Source organism: Candidatus Dependentiae bacterium, from assembly GCA_026389015.1.
Classification (GTDB): Bacteria; Babelota; Babeliae; order Babelales; family Vermiphilaceae; genus JAPLIR01.
This window is the reverse complement of record JAPLIR010000028.1, coordinates 33186-49860: the sequence shown is the minus strand read 5'-3', so window position 1 is coordinate 49860 and position 16675 is coordinate 33186. Positions and strand designations below refer to the sequence as shown.

Genomic DNA, 16675 nt, shown 5'->3' with positions numbered 1-16675 from the left:
ATGAAAAAAAACAGTATCATTTTTTCATGTATTATAATCATGGGCCTTACGCATCAACTGTGTGGTAAAAACGTTAAAGAGCACGAAGCTAAAACCATAGCCTTTAACTATAACAATGAAGAGCTCGTCGATATTATTAACTATCTGGCTGGCAAAAAAGGGGTGAATATTTTGTTGCCCAATGCTTCAGGAGATGAGGCAATTAAAACTAAGGTAACCCTGTATCTGAAAGACAAACTTACACTCGACCAAGCATGGGCAATGCTTTATACAATTCTTGATATTGCTGGTTATACTATGATGCCACGACAAGGCATGTATGCTATTGTAAAAAATACTGCCACCATAACCAAAGAGCCTTTACCGCTCTATATCGGCATGCCTCCACAACAACTACCCGATACCGACCAACGCATTCGTTATGTTTACTACCTTGCTAACATCAAACCAACGGATGACGAAGCAACAAGTGAAACCGTCGCAATACTCAAAAACTTACTCCCCGCTGACACCAGTAGTTATAAAATTGACACGACAACCAATGCTATTATTATAACTGCCAAAGCAGATGATATTAAATCTGTAATGAGCATTATTGTCGACCTTGATAAAGTAGACTTTCAAGAAACCTTTGAAGTATTCAAGCTCCGTTATACCGTCGCTCAAACCGTCGCCGATTTATTCAATAACAGTATATTAAAAACCGCAGCATCAGATCTTAATCGTTATCACCTGAGTACAAAACAACAATCAGAAGTCTCTTTTTTTTCAAAGCACATTCGCATTGTTCCGCAAAATAGAACTAATGCTCTTATTCTTATAGGTCGACCACAAGCGATAGAACGCACCAAAGACTTTATTCTCAAGTACATTGATATCGAATTGGATGCAGGACAATCAGTACTTCATGTATATAAACTGCAGTATTTAGATGCCCCATCCCTCGCAACGGTGTTAACCAATATAATTAACACTGCCAAAGCAGGCGGAACAGGACAATCGAGCTCGGGTGGCACCGTGCTTGGCGGAACATTCAAAAATTTTGATGAGATTCTCATACGATCAGATAAGCCTGCAAAGGGAGATTATGGTGGCAACAAGTTAATTGTTGCTGCTCGTAATGATGATTGGAAGGTATTAGAAAAACTTATCGCAGAGTTAGACATTCCACAACCTCAAGTTCTTTTAGAAGTTCTGATCGCTGATTTGAGTCTAGCAGACAGCAGGTTTATTGGTAACTTGTTAAGAAATGCCGAAAATCTTGCGCTGCCCGGTGGCGTGAATGTTCAGACGGCACAAATTGGTGGTGTAACACTCGATAATTTAGATTCTAGTGGAGCACCAACTTTAGCTACAACCCTACAAAGTGATTTGTTAACATTAGAACCCCAAGGGTTTTTGCCTGGCGGAGCAAGTTGGGCGAAAAAAATTTCTACCGTTGAATCTGGAAGCGCCTTTCTTTCATTTAACGATGATAATGGCAAGACATGGAGTCTATTACAAATTCTAAAAACATTAGATAGCACTAAAATTCTCTCTCATCCTCATGTGCTTGCTATTAATAATCAACCAGCAAAGGTGGTTATTGGTGAAACCCGACTCCTCCCCGATGAAGCCGTAGCAGCTGGTGGTACAACTACAACGAGAAAGTTTAAATCAATACCGGCAAATTTAAAAGTCACGGTTACTCCACGTATTAGTAGTGGCAATACTGTCAATTTGGGCATTGTTGTTGAATCATCAAACTTTAAAAGTGCAAGCAATGCGGATAACACTATTATAACTCGTAATGTAACAACTAATGCTGAAGTGCTTGATAAACATATTTTAGCATTGGGCGGCTTAATAAAAGTTGATACCTTACAAACAGCTAAGGAAACACCAATCTTGAGTAAAATTCCTATTTTAGGATATTTCTTCAAAAGTCGTGGCACTGACATAGCAAAAACAAATCTTACGATCTTTATATCACCAACAATTATACAACCGCGCTTGCGCAGTGGTGTGTCAGATTATACCAAAGATTATATTAGGCTTGCCAAAGAATACGCCAATGAAGGATCACTCTTTGATTCATTACAAGATCCAATTACTCGTTACTTCTTCAAAACAGGTAATGCAGACTCTGATTATATGATTGATGAGTTTTTAGACAAGGATGAATTCAAACGAGATTTAGCAAAAGAATCTCCTGCGGAAATTCAGAAAAAGCTCGTGAAAAAACCTATTAAATCATTGGTCGTCAAGAACGACCATGACCATAAGAAAGTCAGTAAAGACGCGAGCTTAGAACAATTTAAAGCATTGATTGCCAATGATAGTAATCCGCTGTTACATGTCTAGCAGAGAGCGGGCAAGTTCATCTTCAATGCGCAACATGTAATTATATTTTTCCATGCGCTCGCCCCGAGATAATCCACCGGCTTTGATATGGCCAGCGCTTGTACCAACAGCTAAATCAACAATAAAGGTGTCATTGGTCTCACCCGAACGGTGTGAGACAATAGTATTCATATCATGCTCTTTGCACAATTTTATTGCTTGTAATGTTTCGGTTATCGTGCCAATTTGATTTGGCTTGATAATCGCGGCCGTAGCAATGTTTTGTTCAATGCCTTGCCAGATTTTTTCAGGATTGGTGACAAAGATATCGTCACCAACAATTTGAACTTTATTCATCAAAGTTTGTGTCATGTTCTTCCAACCATCCCAGTCTTGTTCTCCCAAACCATCTTCAATTGAATAAAGAGGGTACTGGTTTGCAAGCTTTTCATAAAAGCTTATAAGTTGGTCAGACGACATTAGCTTTCCGTTAACGCGATATTTCTTCTTCTTTGCGTCATAAAGTTGTGAAGCCGCCACATCAATTGCTAAAACAAACTTCCCATTAACTTTCTTTTTTGTTAATTCAATAGCTTCAACTAAAAAATCTAATGCTTCAATATCATTGGTAAAATCTGATGCAAAGCCGCCTTCATCACCAACAGCAACGATCTTATCATTTTTAAGTAATAAATTTTGTAACTCATGATACATGACAATCGAAGATTCCATAGCAGCGCGAAAGCTCGGCATTTCAACAGGTACAACTAAAAATTCTTGTATGCTTAATTTATTATGCGCGTGCACACCACCGTTAATCATGTTAAACATAGGCAATGGTAATGCTACTGATTCAAAATTACACAAGTGAGCTATCATTTCATAGGGTTCTAGCCCTTCAACAAGTGCTTGCGCCTTGAGTAATGCAATGCTCACTGCCAACATAGCATTAGCGCCTAATTTCGATTTATTATCAGTACCATCTAATGCAAGCATCATAAGATCGGAAGTTATTACATCCGGTTCTTGTCCCAATAATGGAGGCGCTATAATTTGTTCGATATTATCAATTGCTTGTGTAACACCTTTGCCCATTAATCGTTTTCCGCCGTCACGTAGCTCAACCGCTTCCGCTGATCCACAGGACAATCCTGATGGCACGGATGCAGTAACAAAAAAACCTTCTTCTAAACTAATATCACATTCAATCGTCGGAAACCCTCGAGAATCAAAAATCTCTCGAGCAATAATTTTTTCAATTTTCATGAGCAACTCCTTTTTCAGTACTTTTTTCTATGCTTATTTTTCACTATACACATTTTGCAAATGATAGACCATGAAAAAGGACACGCAGCCTAAGCTACGTGTCCTGTACATCAATTTTGATAAAATTATTCTTACTGTTGTTTAACGGTAAGTTTTACGCCGTAATCCTTAAGTTGCTTGTCAGTAACCAAACTTGGCGATTCCATTAACGGATCATAAAAACGTTGTGTCTTTGGGAATGCAATGACTTCACGAATAGAGCTTGAACCTGTCATAAGCATAATTAAGCGATCGATACCAATTGCAAGACCACCATGTGGGGGGAATCCTAATTCTTGAGCTTCCAATAAGAATCCAAAGCGAGCATTAGTTTCTTCTTTACTCATGCCAAGCATATCAAATACTTTCGCTTGCACCGCCGCATCATGAATACGAATTGAGCCACCACCAAGTTCGATACCATTAAGAATGATGTCATATGCACGCGCCTTAATATCGCCTTGCTTTTCATTCTCCCAGCCCGCTTGTGGCGAGGTGAACGGATGATGCACAAATGTCCATTGCTTGCTCTCTTCATCATATTCAAACATTGGAAAATCAGTAATCCATGAAAAATTAAAGGTGCCTTGTGGAATTAGATTGTATTCTTTACCGACTATCAAACGCAGTCTACCCAAAATATCCCATGTTTGTTTGTGTGGACCGGCAAGAATCAAAAGCACGCTGCCAGGCTTTGCAGTTGGGACCAGCTTTTTGACTTCATCAAGAAATGTTGGGGCCAAGAATTTTGCGACTGGTGATTCAGCAATACCATCTTCTTTAAAGCGAACCCACAATAAACCTTGTGCGCCAAGATCCTGTGCTTTGCCCACCCAACCATCAAGGTCGGAACGAGAAAACTCTCTGTTTTCTATGTGGAGCGCACCAACACTGCCACCTTTATCAAGAACTGCACGCAAGAATTTAAGCTCAGTGCCTGCAAATAGTGATGTGATATTGTTAATTTTTAACTCAAAACGTAAATCTGGCTTATCTGAACCATACGATTCAAATGCCTCTTGGAACTTCATACGAGGGAATGGAAGAGACAGTTCAATGTTGTATGTTTTCTTCCAAATAAACTGAACTAATCGTTCAATTAATGATTGAACATCTGCCTCAGTAATGAAAGACATTTCAACGTCTAATTGTGTAAATTCAGGTTGACGATCAGTGCGAGAGTCCTCATCTCTAAAACAGCGAGCAATTTGGAAATATCTTTCCATGCCGCTTGCCATCAATAATTGCTTATACAATTGAGGCGATTGAGGCAATGCATAAAAATGTCCCGGATAGATACGTGAAGGTACGATAAATTCCCGTGCGCCTTCAGGTGTGTTCTTGGTCAAAATAGGGGTTTCAAATTCATAGAACCCTTCACTCTCAAAAAATTCTCGCATTGCAAAAACAACTTTGTGACGCAATGCAAAGCGACGCTGCATTTCTGGGCGGCGCAAATCAAGATAGCGATATTTAAGGCGCAACTCTTCGTCAACATTTTCAGCTTCTTCAAGGGTAAATGGTAACACTTTCGCTTTATTTAAAATCGTCACCGCAGTAACTTGCAGTTCCCACTTACCGGTTGGCAAATCTTTATTGATGGTTTCAGGAGTACGCTCTACAACAGTGCCACTTACTGTAATCACATATTCGGAGCGTAATGTATGTGCAACATCGTGCGATACTGTAGAAAAGTCAGGATTGAAAACCAATTGCATGAGGCCACTTCTATCACGCAAATCAATAAAAATGAGACCACCATGGTCGCGACGTCTATTAACCCAACCACAAATATGGATAGTTTTGTTGAGGTGGGTTTCGTTTACTAAACCACATGAAACAGTACGTTGAAATAGTTGCATTGCTTTCCTTATTCTCAAAATAATAGGTGTTATTACCTTTTAATTTATCACAATTCTTAGATATTGATAACAAAAAAGGGGCCTTTAAAAGACCCCTTTTTTTAGAATATGCAAAGTTGCTAGAATTTATATTCAAGACCTATATTAAATGTATAAGAAACATCTTTTCCTATATTTGGCACGAAAGCACTTGATGATCCAGTAACATCAAGATCTGAAATAGCGGCCAATTGAGCTCTGTCTAAAGGCTTGCCTCTAATATCTTCATAGTGAGTACCAGGGAAGAAAATAGAGGTAACAAGGAACAGTCTAAGATCTTTAAATAAATTGTAATCAAAATACACGTTTGTTTCGACACCCAAGAAAGTTCTAGCGTCGTCCTTAGAATCTTTTTTAGTTATAAGATCAAATTTCTTAGATGGAAATTGTTGCCAGAAAGCTAACATATTTGGATTAATACTAAATTTCTTCGTTGCGCTTACAGGCTTCCATGTCATACCTGTGCCACAAAATACTAGATTGGTAAATCCAGAAACACTTACGGAAAATTTACTTGGAACTTGACCGTCTTCAGGAGCAGAGAGTGGACGTTTAAGTTTACCCGCACCGCCCAAAACGTAAGCACTCTTAACGCGTTTGCCCCAATAAAGTTCTTGTAATCCAATAAATCCAGTAAAATCACCATCAACAACATCAAAGTTGGGATTGTTGTCGCCCGATGCTACGCCTGCTGCCACAGAAAATTGAAGATCTTTATCGAGAGCATACACTGAGCCATCAAGAACAAACATCCAGCCTTTATAGATATTATTATAAGAGTTACGGAATCTGAGCTTATCATTAAACAGCTCACCCTGATTACTACTTGTGCCAATTGATTTGCCATTAAACTGGACTTCTTCAACGCCAATTGCTTCATTGTCTCTTCGTGTTGATTCAATCAATTTTTGCGATGAAGATTTAGGAATAAATAATGCTGTAGCTCCGGTTGCACTACCCAAATGAACCTGGTTATTAACTTCCACAACATAGCCATCTCTATTTTCTACAACAACTTGATTACGATCCCAAGCTTTGACTGCTTGACGACCAAAGTTTTGTGCAAAATCAAAACCGACGGCAAAGCGACTACCTTCATATTCGCTTGCTAAACCTACGGTACCTAGCTTGCTGCTTGCATCGCCTAAAAACTCGATCATTTGCTCTGGATCATTGTTATAAAAAGCATATGGCTCAAGTGTTAATTTACCATAACAAGAAGAATCAAACACCGTCCAATTAAGCCTTGTTGCAATCAAAAAGTTAATAACGCCAAAACCACGTGATGGTGTATCTATTCTTCCGTATTGCTGACCAAGAACTCTTTCTGCTACTTCAGATAAATTACTACTCTTGTTTTGTAAAATTGCACTGTAAATATCATAGGTCAAAACTTTTGGAACAATATCACCAGATATTTTTACACCAAATGCAAATTGATCAACAACGATATCAGTGTAAAAACCAAGAATGCCATGACCAACAGCGTACGCGTCACCCAAAGCAATACCACGACCCAATTGGAAAGGAAATGCACCAATAATCATTGTATGTTTATTGGTAAAATCTAAACCTGCAGCGCGGACAAGATCAAATGATAGCCAGCACTCACGTATCCAAAAAAAGTGACGAGGAATACCATGTTTGTGACTTCCTCCTACAGCATTAAGAGTTTTGGTTTCAACATCAAGCGTTGAGGCTATGCTTCCAGGATTTCCCCAAACCCCCTTGTTTCTTGCTACAATACGGAAATTAGCCACATCGCACGCATAAGTCTTTTGACCACAGGTAAGGTCAAACTTCAAATCAAGAACATGGCGCGCATACCATATCTGATCGTTCTCATTGTTGTTATTCAACAATCCTATGTTTCTACCATAAAATGTGTCAGGCCTAAATGCTCCTGAGAAAACCCAATCAACATCCAAATTTTTGGTAAGAGATATTGAACTTGCTGGTACCAGCATAAAAATCAAAAGAAACAAATAACTAAATTTTTTTCTGTCTTGCATCGAAGAACCTTTGTAATATAAATCTAAAAGAAATGGTGTTTTGAATGCGTTTATAGCCCATTTATACTAATGTTTTTGGCTAAATTGTCAATTGAAATACTTGTTTACAAAAAGCAAAATCGCCCCTATTTTCATAGATAAAAACATCAACTCACATAGATATTTTTAGGATTTTATGAAACAACAATCACCCGCCTTATTACTCGGTGCCCATGTCTCCATAGCTGGTGGCTTTGAAAAAGCTATCGAACATGGCGAGTCCATCAACTGCACGGCCATACAAATTTTTACTAAAAGTAATCGCCAATGGGCAGCGAAAGCGATTACCCCTGAAGAAGCGTCTCGTTTTATTGATGCAAAAAAACAATCTTTCATACAATCAGTATCTGCCCATGCAACATACTTGATCAACCTAGGGTCCCCTGATTCTGCAACACAAAAAAAATCAATAACAGCAGTTACCGATGAACTTGACCGGTGCCACATGCTTGATATTCCCTTCCTTATACTGCACCCGGGCGCATCTTTATCCAGTAGCGAAGAAGATTGCTTGCAGCGCATAACCGACAACTTAAACGAGGCTATGAGCAAGGCGACTGGCAACACCATGGTTTTATTGGAAAATATGGCTGGCCAAGGTTCCGTGATTGGCTATAAATTTGAGCATCTAGCTTTTATTCGTAAAAACTCTGATTTTAAATCGAAGGTTGGAGTATGCTTTGATACCTGCCATGCTTTTGCCGCTGGTTACGACTTTAGTACACCAAAAAGCTACGAGACTATGTGGCAAGAATTTGATGCAACAATTGGACTTAGCCACCTGAAAGTCATTCATATAAATGATTCAAAAAAAGAATGCGACTCAAAAGTAGACCGCCATGAAGATATCGGCAAAGGAAAACTGGGACTTGAGCCATTTCGCATGCTCTTTAATGATCCACAATGGTTTAATATTCCAAAGATTTTGGAAACACCAGCAGATGACCTAAAAGATTATGTGCGCAACATGGAAAGCATTAAGTCTCTGATTTTGAAAACAACAAGAAAAGTTTTGAATATGGATGGATCTGACTAGTTTTTATTTTTTAAACAGAATGAGGCAACAGATTAAGCTCTTAGTAAGCGTTTGAGCCAAGAAGAAATTGTAGTATGAACTTTTCCTTGATCTTAATCTATTGCCCCGTTCAGTAAGAAGTGATTCTAACCACACGTTCTTAACCCAACAATAATGTTAGAATAAGCAACATCCTAAAGTCATGAAGCATTATCAATTCTGATGAGTTACCGATAAAAAGCAACAATGTTTTTCGATCAAAAAAAGCAACAACAAGAAAGCGTGCTCTATTGGGCATATTCTAATAAAAAACAACGGTTTTGTGTAAAGCGCAACACAAAAACAACAAAAAGTCATCTGCGATCAATTCCTTCTGTTTTTCCCCAAAAAAGAGCTTATTTTTGCCACAACAAAGCAAACCAAACAATTAAAAAAAGACCGGCAGATAAACATAATATCCATAAAGAGAGGCAATTGATGAGAAACAAAAACGACACGCCAAAGAGCACAAGTGACAATAAAAGCACGTATCCCAAGATTGCCCATTTAGACCAACCATTTCTTTGTAGATAGATTGAAAAATGGTCTGGAGAACCCAAATAGAATGGAATTTTCTTATAAGTACGTACCAAAATCAGTGTGCCAACTTCGAGTAGTGGAATAGCCAAAATAACTATAGGTGTTAAATACCCACTTATAGTATAAATACCCCAGTTAAACAAAAAAGGAACTGTTGCTAAGAACCCCCCAATAAAAAGGGAACCTGCATCCCCCAGATAAATCTTTGCTGTAGGTTTATTGTACCAAAAAAACGCTAATAAAGGCCCTAAAAACGCACAGAGCAGAATAATAACCGAAGGTTGATTAAAGTAGATTGCCAGGGCTAAAAATGAGCTTGTAGCACAAATAGCGAGTAATGTTGCCAAGCCATCCATAACATCAACCAGATTGAAAGCATTAATAATCAGCAACATCCAGAATGCCGATAGAGGTAGATTCCAATAATTAGAGAAGAACTGCGCCTTTAAATAAAGGCCAGCCTTCAAAAAACAAGTTGCCGCTAGTAGTTGACCAAAAAATTTTTGATAGGGACGCAGAACAATAAGATCATCTATCAGCCCTATAAACAATAAAAGTGTAGATCCAGTAAAAAAAAGCAACATGTTGTTCTCAAATGGATAAATCAAACAAAAAGCAACAAGAAACCCAACATAAACCGCTACACCGCCCATATAGGGAGTCGCAGTTTTGTGTACTTTGATTTTTCCATCTGGCTCATCGATAAACTCAAGGCGCCGCGCAATAATACAACATAAAGGAACTAGATAGAATGTTACTAAGAAAGAAATCAATAATGCAAATCCAGATCTTATAAAAATACCCACGTCCATGGAGCTTCCTTTTTTAAAATACATATATCAAGAATTTAATGACAACCAACTATAAAAAAAGCGACAAAAAAAGACCAGGATTTTTGAGTAAAAATCCTGGTCTTAAATTTATATAGTCTATTATAGTGATAGTTTATGCTTCAGGAACTTCTAGATAACACTCAACGCGATCATCTACAGCCCAATCAGTAACGCCATCAATCAAGAAAGCACATTCAAAGTTCGTATGAACTTCTTTTACGTTCTTTTTATCACGCTGCAAGCTCTTAATTTTGCCTTCACCAACTTTTCTATTGCCGCGCAACACTACAACAGTGCCATCTTTAGAGAATCGACCTTCTTTGACATAAGCACCGGCAATAACGCCAATATTTTTAATATCAAAGATACGCAATACACTTGCTTCGCCAATTTTCTTGCGCACCATCTTAACTTTTTTAGCAGCTTGTGCAACCACTTCAAGAGCTTCGAGCAGTTTATAAATAATATTGAACGAATTAATGGTAACGTTTTGTCTTTGAGCCAATAATTCTGCATTTTGATCTGGTTTTACATGCAAAGTAATAATGCGAGATCCAGTATCAGCAGCCAACATTACATCGCTTTCTGATATATCACCAACCCCTGCATGGACAATAGTGAAACTTTTTTCGCTCTTTTTTGATAACTTTTCAATAGATTCCAACAAAGCTTCTTTAGAAGAATTAGAATCAGTTTTTACTATAATATTAATCGCATTTTCTTTGGCGAGAGTTCTTATAGGTACTGCTTTACGCTCAGTTGCTTGAGGCTTACGTTGATCTTCTTTTGCAACTACTTCAAAATAACTACCTGTTTCAGGCAATACATCAAATCCTGCAACCAACACTGGAACAGAAGGACCAACGCTCATTACGCGTTGCCCACGAGAATCAACTAATGAACTTACTTTGCCTGTCGCATTGCCACAAATAAAATAATCGCCAACCTTGACGGTACCTTGCTGGCAAAGAAGTGTTGCAACAGAACCGCGACCCTTTTCAAGCTTTGACTCTAGAACATACCCTTTTGCCGGACCACCGACATCTGCTTTTAATTCCATTAATTGCGCTTGTAGTAGAACCATTTCAAGCAAGGCATCAATATTTTTACCTTCTTTGGCAGAAATTGGAACAACTACTGTTTGACCGCCCCATTCTTCAGGCAACAGATCATACTGAGCAAGTTGTCGTTTAACTACTTCAAGACGTTGTGCATCAACCTTATCTATCTTGTTTACTGCAACAATAATAGGAACTTCCATAGATTTAATGCTTTTCATTGCTTCGACCGTTTGTGGCATAATGCCATCATCAGCTGCAATTACTAAAATAGCAATGTCGGCAACTTTAATACCACGCGCACGCATTTTGGAGAAAGCCTCATGACCAGGAGTATCCAAAAATACAATGTTGCCCTGTGGGGTTTGTGCTTCGTAAGCACCTAGATGTTGCGTAATGCCGCCTTTTTCTTTTGCTGCAACACGTGTTTTACGAATAAAATCAAGCAAAGTTGTTTTACCATGATCAACATGTCCAACAACAACAACAATAGGAAGACGCTCAGTCATATTTTCTTGTGAAAGACCAGCAGATCTATCTACCGACTGCTCAGCTTGTTTTGCTGTGGATGGTTTAATAATTCTCATCTGATACTGCGTAGCAAGACGAGCAACCAAATCTTCAGTGAGTAGTTGATTTTTGTTTACAACAATGCCCCACTTGAGCAAAGAAAGAATAAGGTCATTTGCTGTTTTATGCATTTTTAAAGCTGCATCACCTACCGACATTGACTCAAGAACAATCTCAAGAATAGGTGCGGACGCATCTATTACCTGTGGCTTTTCAATTACCTGAGTATATTTAGATGGAGGAGGAGTGACTACCTTGCTTGGTGCCGGTTGCACAACATTGGAAGGCTTTATTGAGTCAGTTTGAACGTGCATAGAGGGAGTTTCTTTCTTGGTTGCATCAGGTGCCTTTTGAGGCGTTGATTGAGAATCAGTTTCAGTTTTTTTCTTAATTTTTTCAACTGGTTTCTGCTTGAATTTTTCCTGCAGAAATATCAATTGGTCATCAGAGAGCACAGACATGTGGCTTTTAACATCAAAACCTTTACCCTTTAGAGCTTCTAAAAGATCTTTAGAGGTAATTTCTAATTTTTTTGAAAGTTCATATACACGCATTGTTATTTATCTTGCCTCTGTTCACTCTGGGTCCCAATTACACATCATATACATAGGTGCAGTACTATTCCAAGCCCTCAATATCATTGTACATTTCTTCATTTTTAGCAAAACGCTCATCAGTTGAGGAGGGAACGGTTTGCATCAATTGAATATTCATGCCAGTCAGACGTGATGCCAATAAAATATTTTGGCCCATCTTACCAATCGCAAGCGATCGCTGATCTTCATCGAGCCAAATGTGTGCTGTATTATTTTCAACAATTTCTACTCGATTGATTTCAGCAGGCTTTAATGCATTTTTTACCAATAACTCGAGGTTATCATTCCATGCAACAACGTCAATTTTTTCATCGCCCAACTCTTTAAGAATCGGTTTGATACGACTGCCGCCCACACCAACACAAGTGCCAACTGGATCGATATTGTGGTCATTAGATATCACTGCTATTTTTGATTTATAGCCTGGAATTCTAACCACTCTTTTAATTTCTACCAATTTTTCAAAAATTTCTGGAATTTCTAACTCAAACAAGCGTTGTAAAAATAAATCTGAAGCGCGATCAAGAATTAATTGATTTTCGTTGCGCGGCTCCAACAGAACTTCCTTTAGCAAGGCCCTAATTGGGAAGCCAACGATGCACTTATCGCTTGGAATAGAAAGAGATTTTGGCAAGAAAGCAAGATTGTCGCCCATCTTAACCACTACACCACCACGCTCACACTTGTGAATAGATCCGTGAACAATGGTGCCTTCTTTAGGTTTAAATTCCTCAAATATTGCCGTAGCTTCAATTTTACGAATCTTACTTGCAATGATTTGCTTGGCGCGCAAAATTTCGATACGACCAATTTTCCCATCAAAGGAAATCCAAAGTATTTGACCAGCTTCGCAATCTTTATCGATAAAGCGTGCTTTTTTTACACTGATCTGATGATCCTCATCCGTAACCGTGGATACAACTTCTTTTTGTACCTGAACAACTATTTCATCAGACTTTTTATCATATTCAACACGTAGCGTTAAGGTTGGGTAGCGCTTTTCATAAGCAGCATACATTCCTTCGCCAATAATAGAACTTAAAACAGCCCTATCAAGGCCTCTCTCTTCTACGAGTTCATCAATTACATCAGCAAGTTTCACGGCGACCTTCGACTAATAAAGATATCTAATTTTTGGATGCTCTATTGCAACAATATATTTGAGTATACCTAAAAGATATAAAAAATGAAAGTATGCTTTTCATATTAATCTCAAGCCTTATCCCGATCAAGCTTTTAGAGTTCTTTTTTAGGGAATTTGTTTTGAGCTTATTTATTATTTATATAACTTTATAAAGCTTATAATAATAATAGGTGGGGCCGTTTTTGGTGGATAACTTTTTTTTAACGCATACTTTAAGCTGATCCAGTAGACTTATCACTGGAGTCATGCTCTGGTGGATAAGTGGTGGATAAGTGGTGGATAACTGGTGGATAACTTTTTTGTGATTCATCAATAGTGTTATCCAGTGATGATTTTAAAGTTTTTTTAATCGATTAGCGCTTTCCGGTAATGCTTTTGAAAAATAGATCTTTGAGTTATCCACCACTTATCCACCACTTATCCACCACTTATCCACCACCACAGGCTGAATTCATTGTGCTTTGATTGCCTGATGTTAATTCCCATTTGAATTGCTGTTGCGTGCGAGCTTAGTTTTTAGGATTTCACCAGTTGTAGCTGTAATGAGGTGGTGTGTTATGAGGTAGCAGCATTGTTTTGCGCTGACTCAATAAAAAAAGGTCGATGCTTGGTTGTTAAGCATCGACCTTTATAGTTCTTACTTATGTAAAGATTTACCGTCCTCTTTATAGCAAAAGATATTGCGATAGTAGGGTTGCCCATTTATTGCTTGCTGCAAAAGAAGTTTTATAATATGAGGAGTGTATGCGTCGTTCAGGGAAGTAAATAGAGATTCCTTGTGCGAGACTTAAATTCTTGCCTGCTTGGTTTGCAATAACCACCGACTTTATGATGTTTTTTCCATCCTCTAAGGCTTGGCCAAGTGTTTTTTTAATATTGGCCCCTTGTTGTTCATTGATGAAGGTGAAGTATTTAAGATTTGCAAGCAAGTTGGTATAAAAGTGGTGCAGATCAATGTAGCTTGGTTCATCAAAATGGGTGCACAGCAACTTGCTTTTGCTTGCTTGAATTGCATTTTTAACTGAGCCATTTTTCTGTAGTCGAAGGCCATCGCTTAATAATGTTGCAACGGTATTGATATTGTTTTCTAGGGCGTCAATGCTGTCCAAGTTTATTGCCGCCTGTGTGTAATCATTGGTAATTTTGCCATATGTTTCAGCATAAACATCAACCATGTGTTTTGCGAATGTTATGTAATCAATTGATCCAGAGCGAAATGGCTCAAGAACTCTTTGATAATCCCAGCCAGGTCCGAGTTCGACTTCTTGAGAGCCGACCATAACTTGAGCGTATTGTTTTGCTATTTCCGCAATCTCAATCATTCCCATAAGGCAGGCATCAAACCCTAAAATATTTAACTTTCTGCCGCCTAAGAATTTTTGGGTGACTTCCGCAAGGGCGCTATCGAGTTTTTGATTAGTTAGATAATTGCCTGTTGATTCGTCCCAACAGATACCGCGCCAGGAGTCATTATACAGTTTTGAGTCGATATCATTAATGCAGTCTAAAAAGCCAATGCTACGATCGAGTTCAAATTTATTTATGTTTGGGTTGAAGACAAACAATTCAGCAGGATTAACAATTCTGCCAATGTCAGGATCGATTATGCCGGTTCCGTGGTTCCATAAAATAAGTGCATAGTTACGTGCTGGATAATTTTCGATGGCCCATTTACAACATGATACAAGGGTCTTTGGGTCACCGCTATCCATTTGTTGTGACGATGAGTCAGCGCTATTGACGTGGAGAATTTTATTGTTTTCTACGTAGTAGCGGCGAGTGATTTTTTTATTGCCGGTAATTCTGATGTCTAGCTGGACAGCAATATTAAGAAAATCATTGGAGCCAATCTCTGACATTTGCTTTATGTTGCGTGCCGCAAAATTGCGCAAATTGTTGTCAGCAGCTATATAAACAATAAAGGTCCAATCTTTCACCCTGTTGGCCTTATGAGAAACAGATCTTTCTACGTGAGTTTTTGTATCAATAACCTCATTGCGTGATTGTGTTGTGCATACAAACAATAAATAAAAAAGATAATAACTAAGTTTTTTTATTTCCTTGATAACCATTGGTCTCCTTTTTTCTAGAGAAATAAAGTTCAAGTAGATTTCTTAGATCGATTCTAGGTGATATCGAAAGAGATAATCAATATTTTTTAATTATCATGCAACTTCTTGCTGTGTATGCGATTAAACCACGCAAGGGCAAATGTTAGTCCAAAACTTAATTGGAAGTCTAAGAAAAAAAGTTGCATTGGATTATAGACAAGCACTATGAGGGTGACTATTGTCAATAGATGGAATACTTGTGAGGGGACTTTAAGGAGGGCGCATGTTTTAAATAAGATAAACCCAATAAGAGCTCTGAAAAAGGAAATACTTGACCAGCTAAGGACGTAATATAACATGCTCAAAAAAATAAGAAATAAATTTCTATAGAATAGAGGAATCAGTAACAGGCTGAGTAAAATATGCCATACTATAATAAAAATCACCATATGCAGGCCAGATCGCGCAAGATAGTGGGATATTCCCCATGCCTTGCATGAGTCTTTTGATTTTTCCATCTGTTTTTTTCCACAAAATTTATTGCCCAAAAAAATTGATGAAAATAATGCTCTTGTTGTCCAGGAAAGCTTCGCCTTACATTGTTTTAAGAGTGATTCTCTGTAATAAAATAACCAACGGCTCGGGCTATATATTGGTCGATTAATTAGGGTATAGTCTAGGGTTGGTAAAAATAATGTTGCGGCTATGTTTTCTTTTATTAAATAGTCATTGTAGGCATTATTGGAAGTTGTCTTAAGGGTCACGTTTTTAAGCTCAATGGTATCTTGAACTTTGGCGTCCGTTTTTTTCATTGTGTAAAACGCAATGGTTTTGCGAGTATAGATCAGGTCAGGTGTACCGGTGCCTTGCTGAATAGTTTTGGTTTCTAGATTAATGCACTGTTTTAATCGTTGGTGCTCAAGAGGCGTAATGCTTGTTATGGTGCCAGTGATTGTGCAAGGTGTGTTGAGGTTAATTATGGTGCCAAGTTCATGGTTTGCTTTTTGGGATTCGTAGCAAAGCGCTCCTGATATCAATGCGAACAGTAATGCCCACATTAACCACGCACTAGGATTTTTTAGAGTTTTATAGAGAGCGCAAGAAGTGCATATAATAATGGCAAACAGTAGAGTCGAGATTGGCAGATCAGATTGTGACTGAGCCACTATACCACAGGCAAATAGTGCAGTGATATAAAAAATCGGATGCATCTGGCAAGAAACAAACTGCTTGGATAATAATGTCGACAT

The 16675-nt window shown here is 38.2% G+C and carries 10 protein-coding genes; 2 read left to right on the top strand and 8 right to left on the bottom strand.

The window, feature by feature from the left end; genetic code table 11:
• Nucleotides 1-2343: a hypothetical protein gene (locus tag NTX86_05685; GenBank protein MCX5922786.1), complete on the top strand. Its 2343-nt coding sequence runs from the start codon at nt 1-3 to the stop codon at nt 2341-2343.
• Here NTX86_05685 and eno read toward each other — a convergent pair.
• The 3 genes from eno to NTX86_05670 all read right to left on the bottom strand — a co-directional run bounded on the left by eno (nt 2332) and on the right by NTX86_05670 (nt 7540).
• Nucleotides 2332-3588 (bottom strand): phosphopyruvate hydratase, encoded by a 1257-nt coding sequence (gene eno, locus NTX86_05680; protein ID MCX5922785.1) that lies wholly within the window; start codon nt 3586-3588, stop codon nt 2332-2334. The genes NTX86_05685 and eno overlap by 12 nt on opposite strands.
• A gap of 131 nt (nt 3589-3719) precedes the next feature.
• Nucleotides 3720-5489: an aspartate--tRNA ligase gene (gene aspS, locus NTX86_05675; GenBank protein MCX5922784.1), complete on the bottom strand. Its 1770-nt coding sequence runs from the start codon at nt 5487-5489 to the stop codon at nt 3720-3722.
• Between the two features lie 119 nt (nt 5490-5608).
• Nucleotides 5609-7540 carry a hypothetical protein gene (locus NTX86_05670; GenBank protein MCX5922783.1) on the bottom strand — a complete coding sequence of 644 codons (1932 nt, stop codon included), beginning with the start codon at nt 7538-7540 and terminating at the stop codon, nt 5609-5611.
• Between the two features lie 175 nt (nt 7541-7715).
• Here NTX86_05670 and NTX86_05665 point away from each other — a divergent pair, with 175 nt between their 5' ends.
• Entirely contained in the window at nt 7716-8615 is a 900-nt protein-coding gene (locus NTX86_05665) for a deoxyribonuclease IV (GenBank protein MCX5922782.1), read from the top strand.
• A gap of 374 nt (nt 8616-8989) precedes the next feature.
• Here NTX86_05665 and NTX86_05660 read toward each other — a convergent pair whose 3' ends face one another.
• From NTX86_05660 to NTX86_05640, 5 genes are all read right to left on the bottom strand, one after another.
• Nucleotides 8990-9985 carry an MraY family glycosyltransferase gene (locus NTX86_05660; GenBank protein MCX5922781.1) on the bottom strand — a complete coding sequence of 332 codons (996 nt, stop codon included), beginning with the start codon at nt 9983-9985 and terminating at the stop codon, nt 8990-8992.
• Between the two features lie 133 nt (nt 9986-10118).
• A complete protein-coding gene (gene infB, locus NTX86_05655; protein MCX5922780.1) occupies nt 10119-12188 on the bottom strand; it encodes a translation initiation factor IF-2 in 2070 nt (689 codons plus the stop codon).
• Nucleotides 12189-12252: 64 nt separating this feature from the next.
• Nucleotides 12253-13332, bottom strand: coding sequence for a transcription termination factor NusA (gene nusA / locus NTX86_05650; GenBank protein MCX5922779.1), 1080 nt, complete (start codon nt 13330-13332; stop codon nt 12253-12255).
• Between the two features lie 707 nt (nt 13333-14039).
• Complete coding sequence (locus tag NTX86_05645) at nt 14040-15446, bottom strand: clostripain-related cysteine peptidase (protein MCX5922778.1); 1407 nt, start codon at nt 15444-15446, stop codon at nt 14040-14042.
• 86 nt (nt 15447-15532) lie between these two features.
• The gene (locus NTX86_05640; GenBank protein MCX5922777.1) at nt 15533-16675 is read right to left on the bottom strand and encodes a ComEC/Rec2 family competence protein; all 1143 of its coding nucleotides are present in this window, start codon (nt 16673-16675) and stop codon (nt 15533-15535) included.

Excerpts from the sequence above, each read along its gene's own strand:
- NTX86_05685 (MCX5922786.1), top strand. The coding sequence starts at position 1 with ATGAAAAAAAACAGTATCATTTTTTCATGTATTATAATCATGGGCCTT.
- eno (MCX5922785.1), bottom strand. The coding sequence starts at position 3,588 with ATGAAAATTGAAAAAATTATTGCTCGAGAGATTTTTGATTCTCGAGGG.
- aspS (MCX5922784.1), bottom strand. The coding sequence starts at position 5,489 with ATGCAACTATTTCAACGTACTGTTTCATGTGGTTTAGTAAACGAAACC.
- NTX86_05670 (MCX5922783.1), bottom strand. The coding sequence starts at position 7,540 with ATGCAAGACAGAAAAAAATTTAGTTATTTGTTTCTTTTGATTTTTATG.
- NTX86_05665 (MCX5922782.1), top strand. The coding sequence starts at position 7,716 with ATGAAACAACAATCACCCGCCTTATTACTCGGTGCCCATGTCTCCATA.
- NTX86_05660 (MCX5922781.1), bottom strand. The coding sequence starts at position 9,985 with ATGGACGTGGGTATTTTTATAAGATCTGGATTTGCATTATTGATTTCT.
- infB (MCX5922780.1), bottom strand. The coding sequence starts at position 12,188 with ATGCGTGTATATGAACTTTCAAAAAAATTAGAAATTACCTCTAAAGAT.
- NTX86_05645 (MCX5922778.1), bottom strand. The coding sequence starts at position 15,446 with ATGGTTATCAAGGAAATAAAAAAACTTAGTTATTATCTTTTTTATTTA.
- NTX86_05640 (MCX5922777.1), bottom strand. The coding sequence starts at position 16,675 with ATGTCGACATTATTATCCAAGCAGTTTGTTTCTTGCCAGATGCATCCG.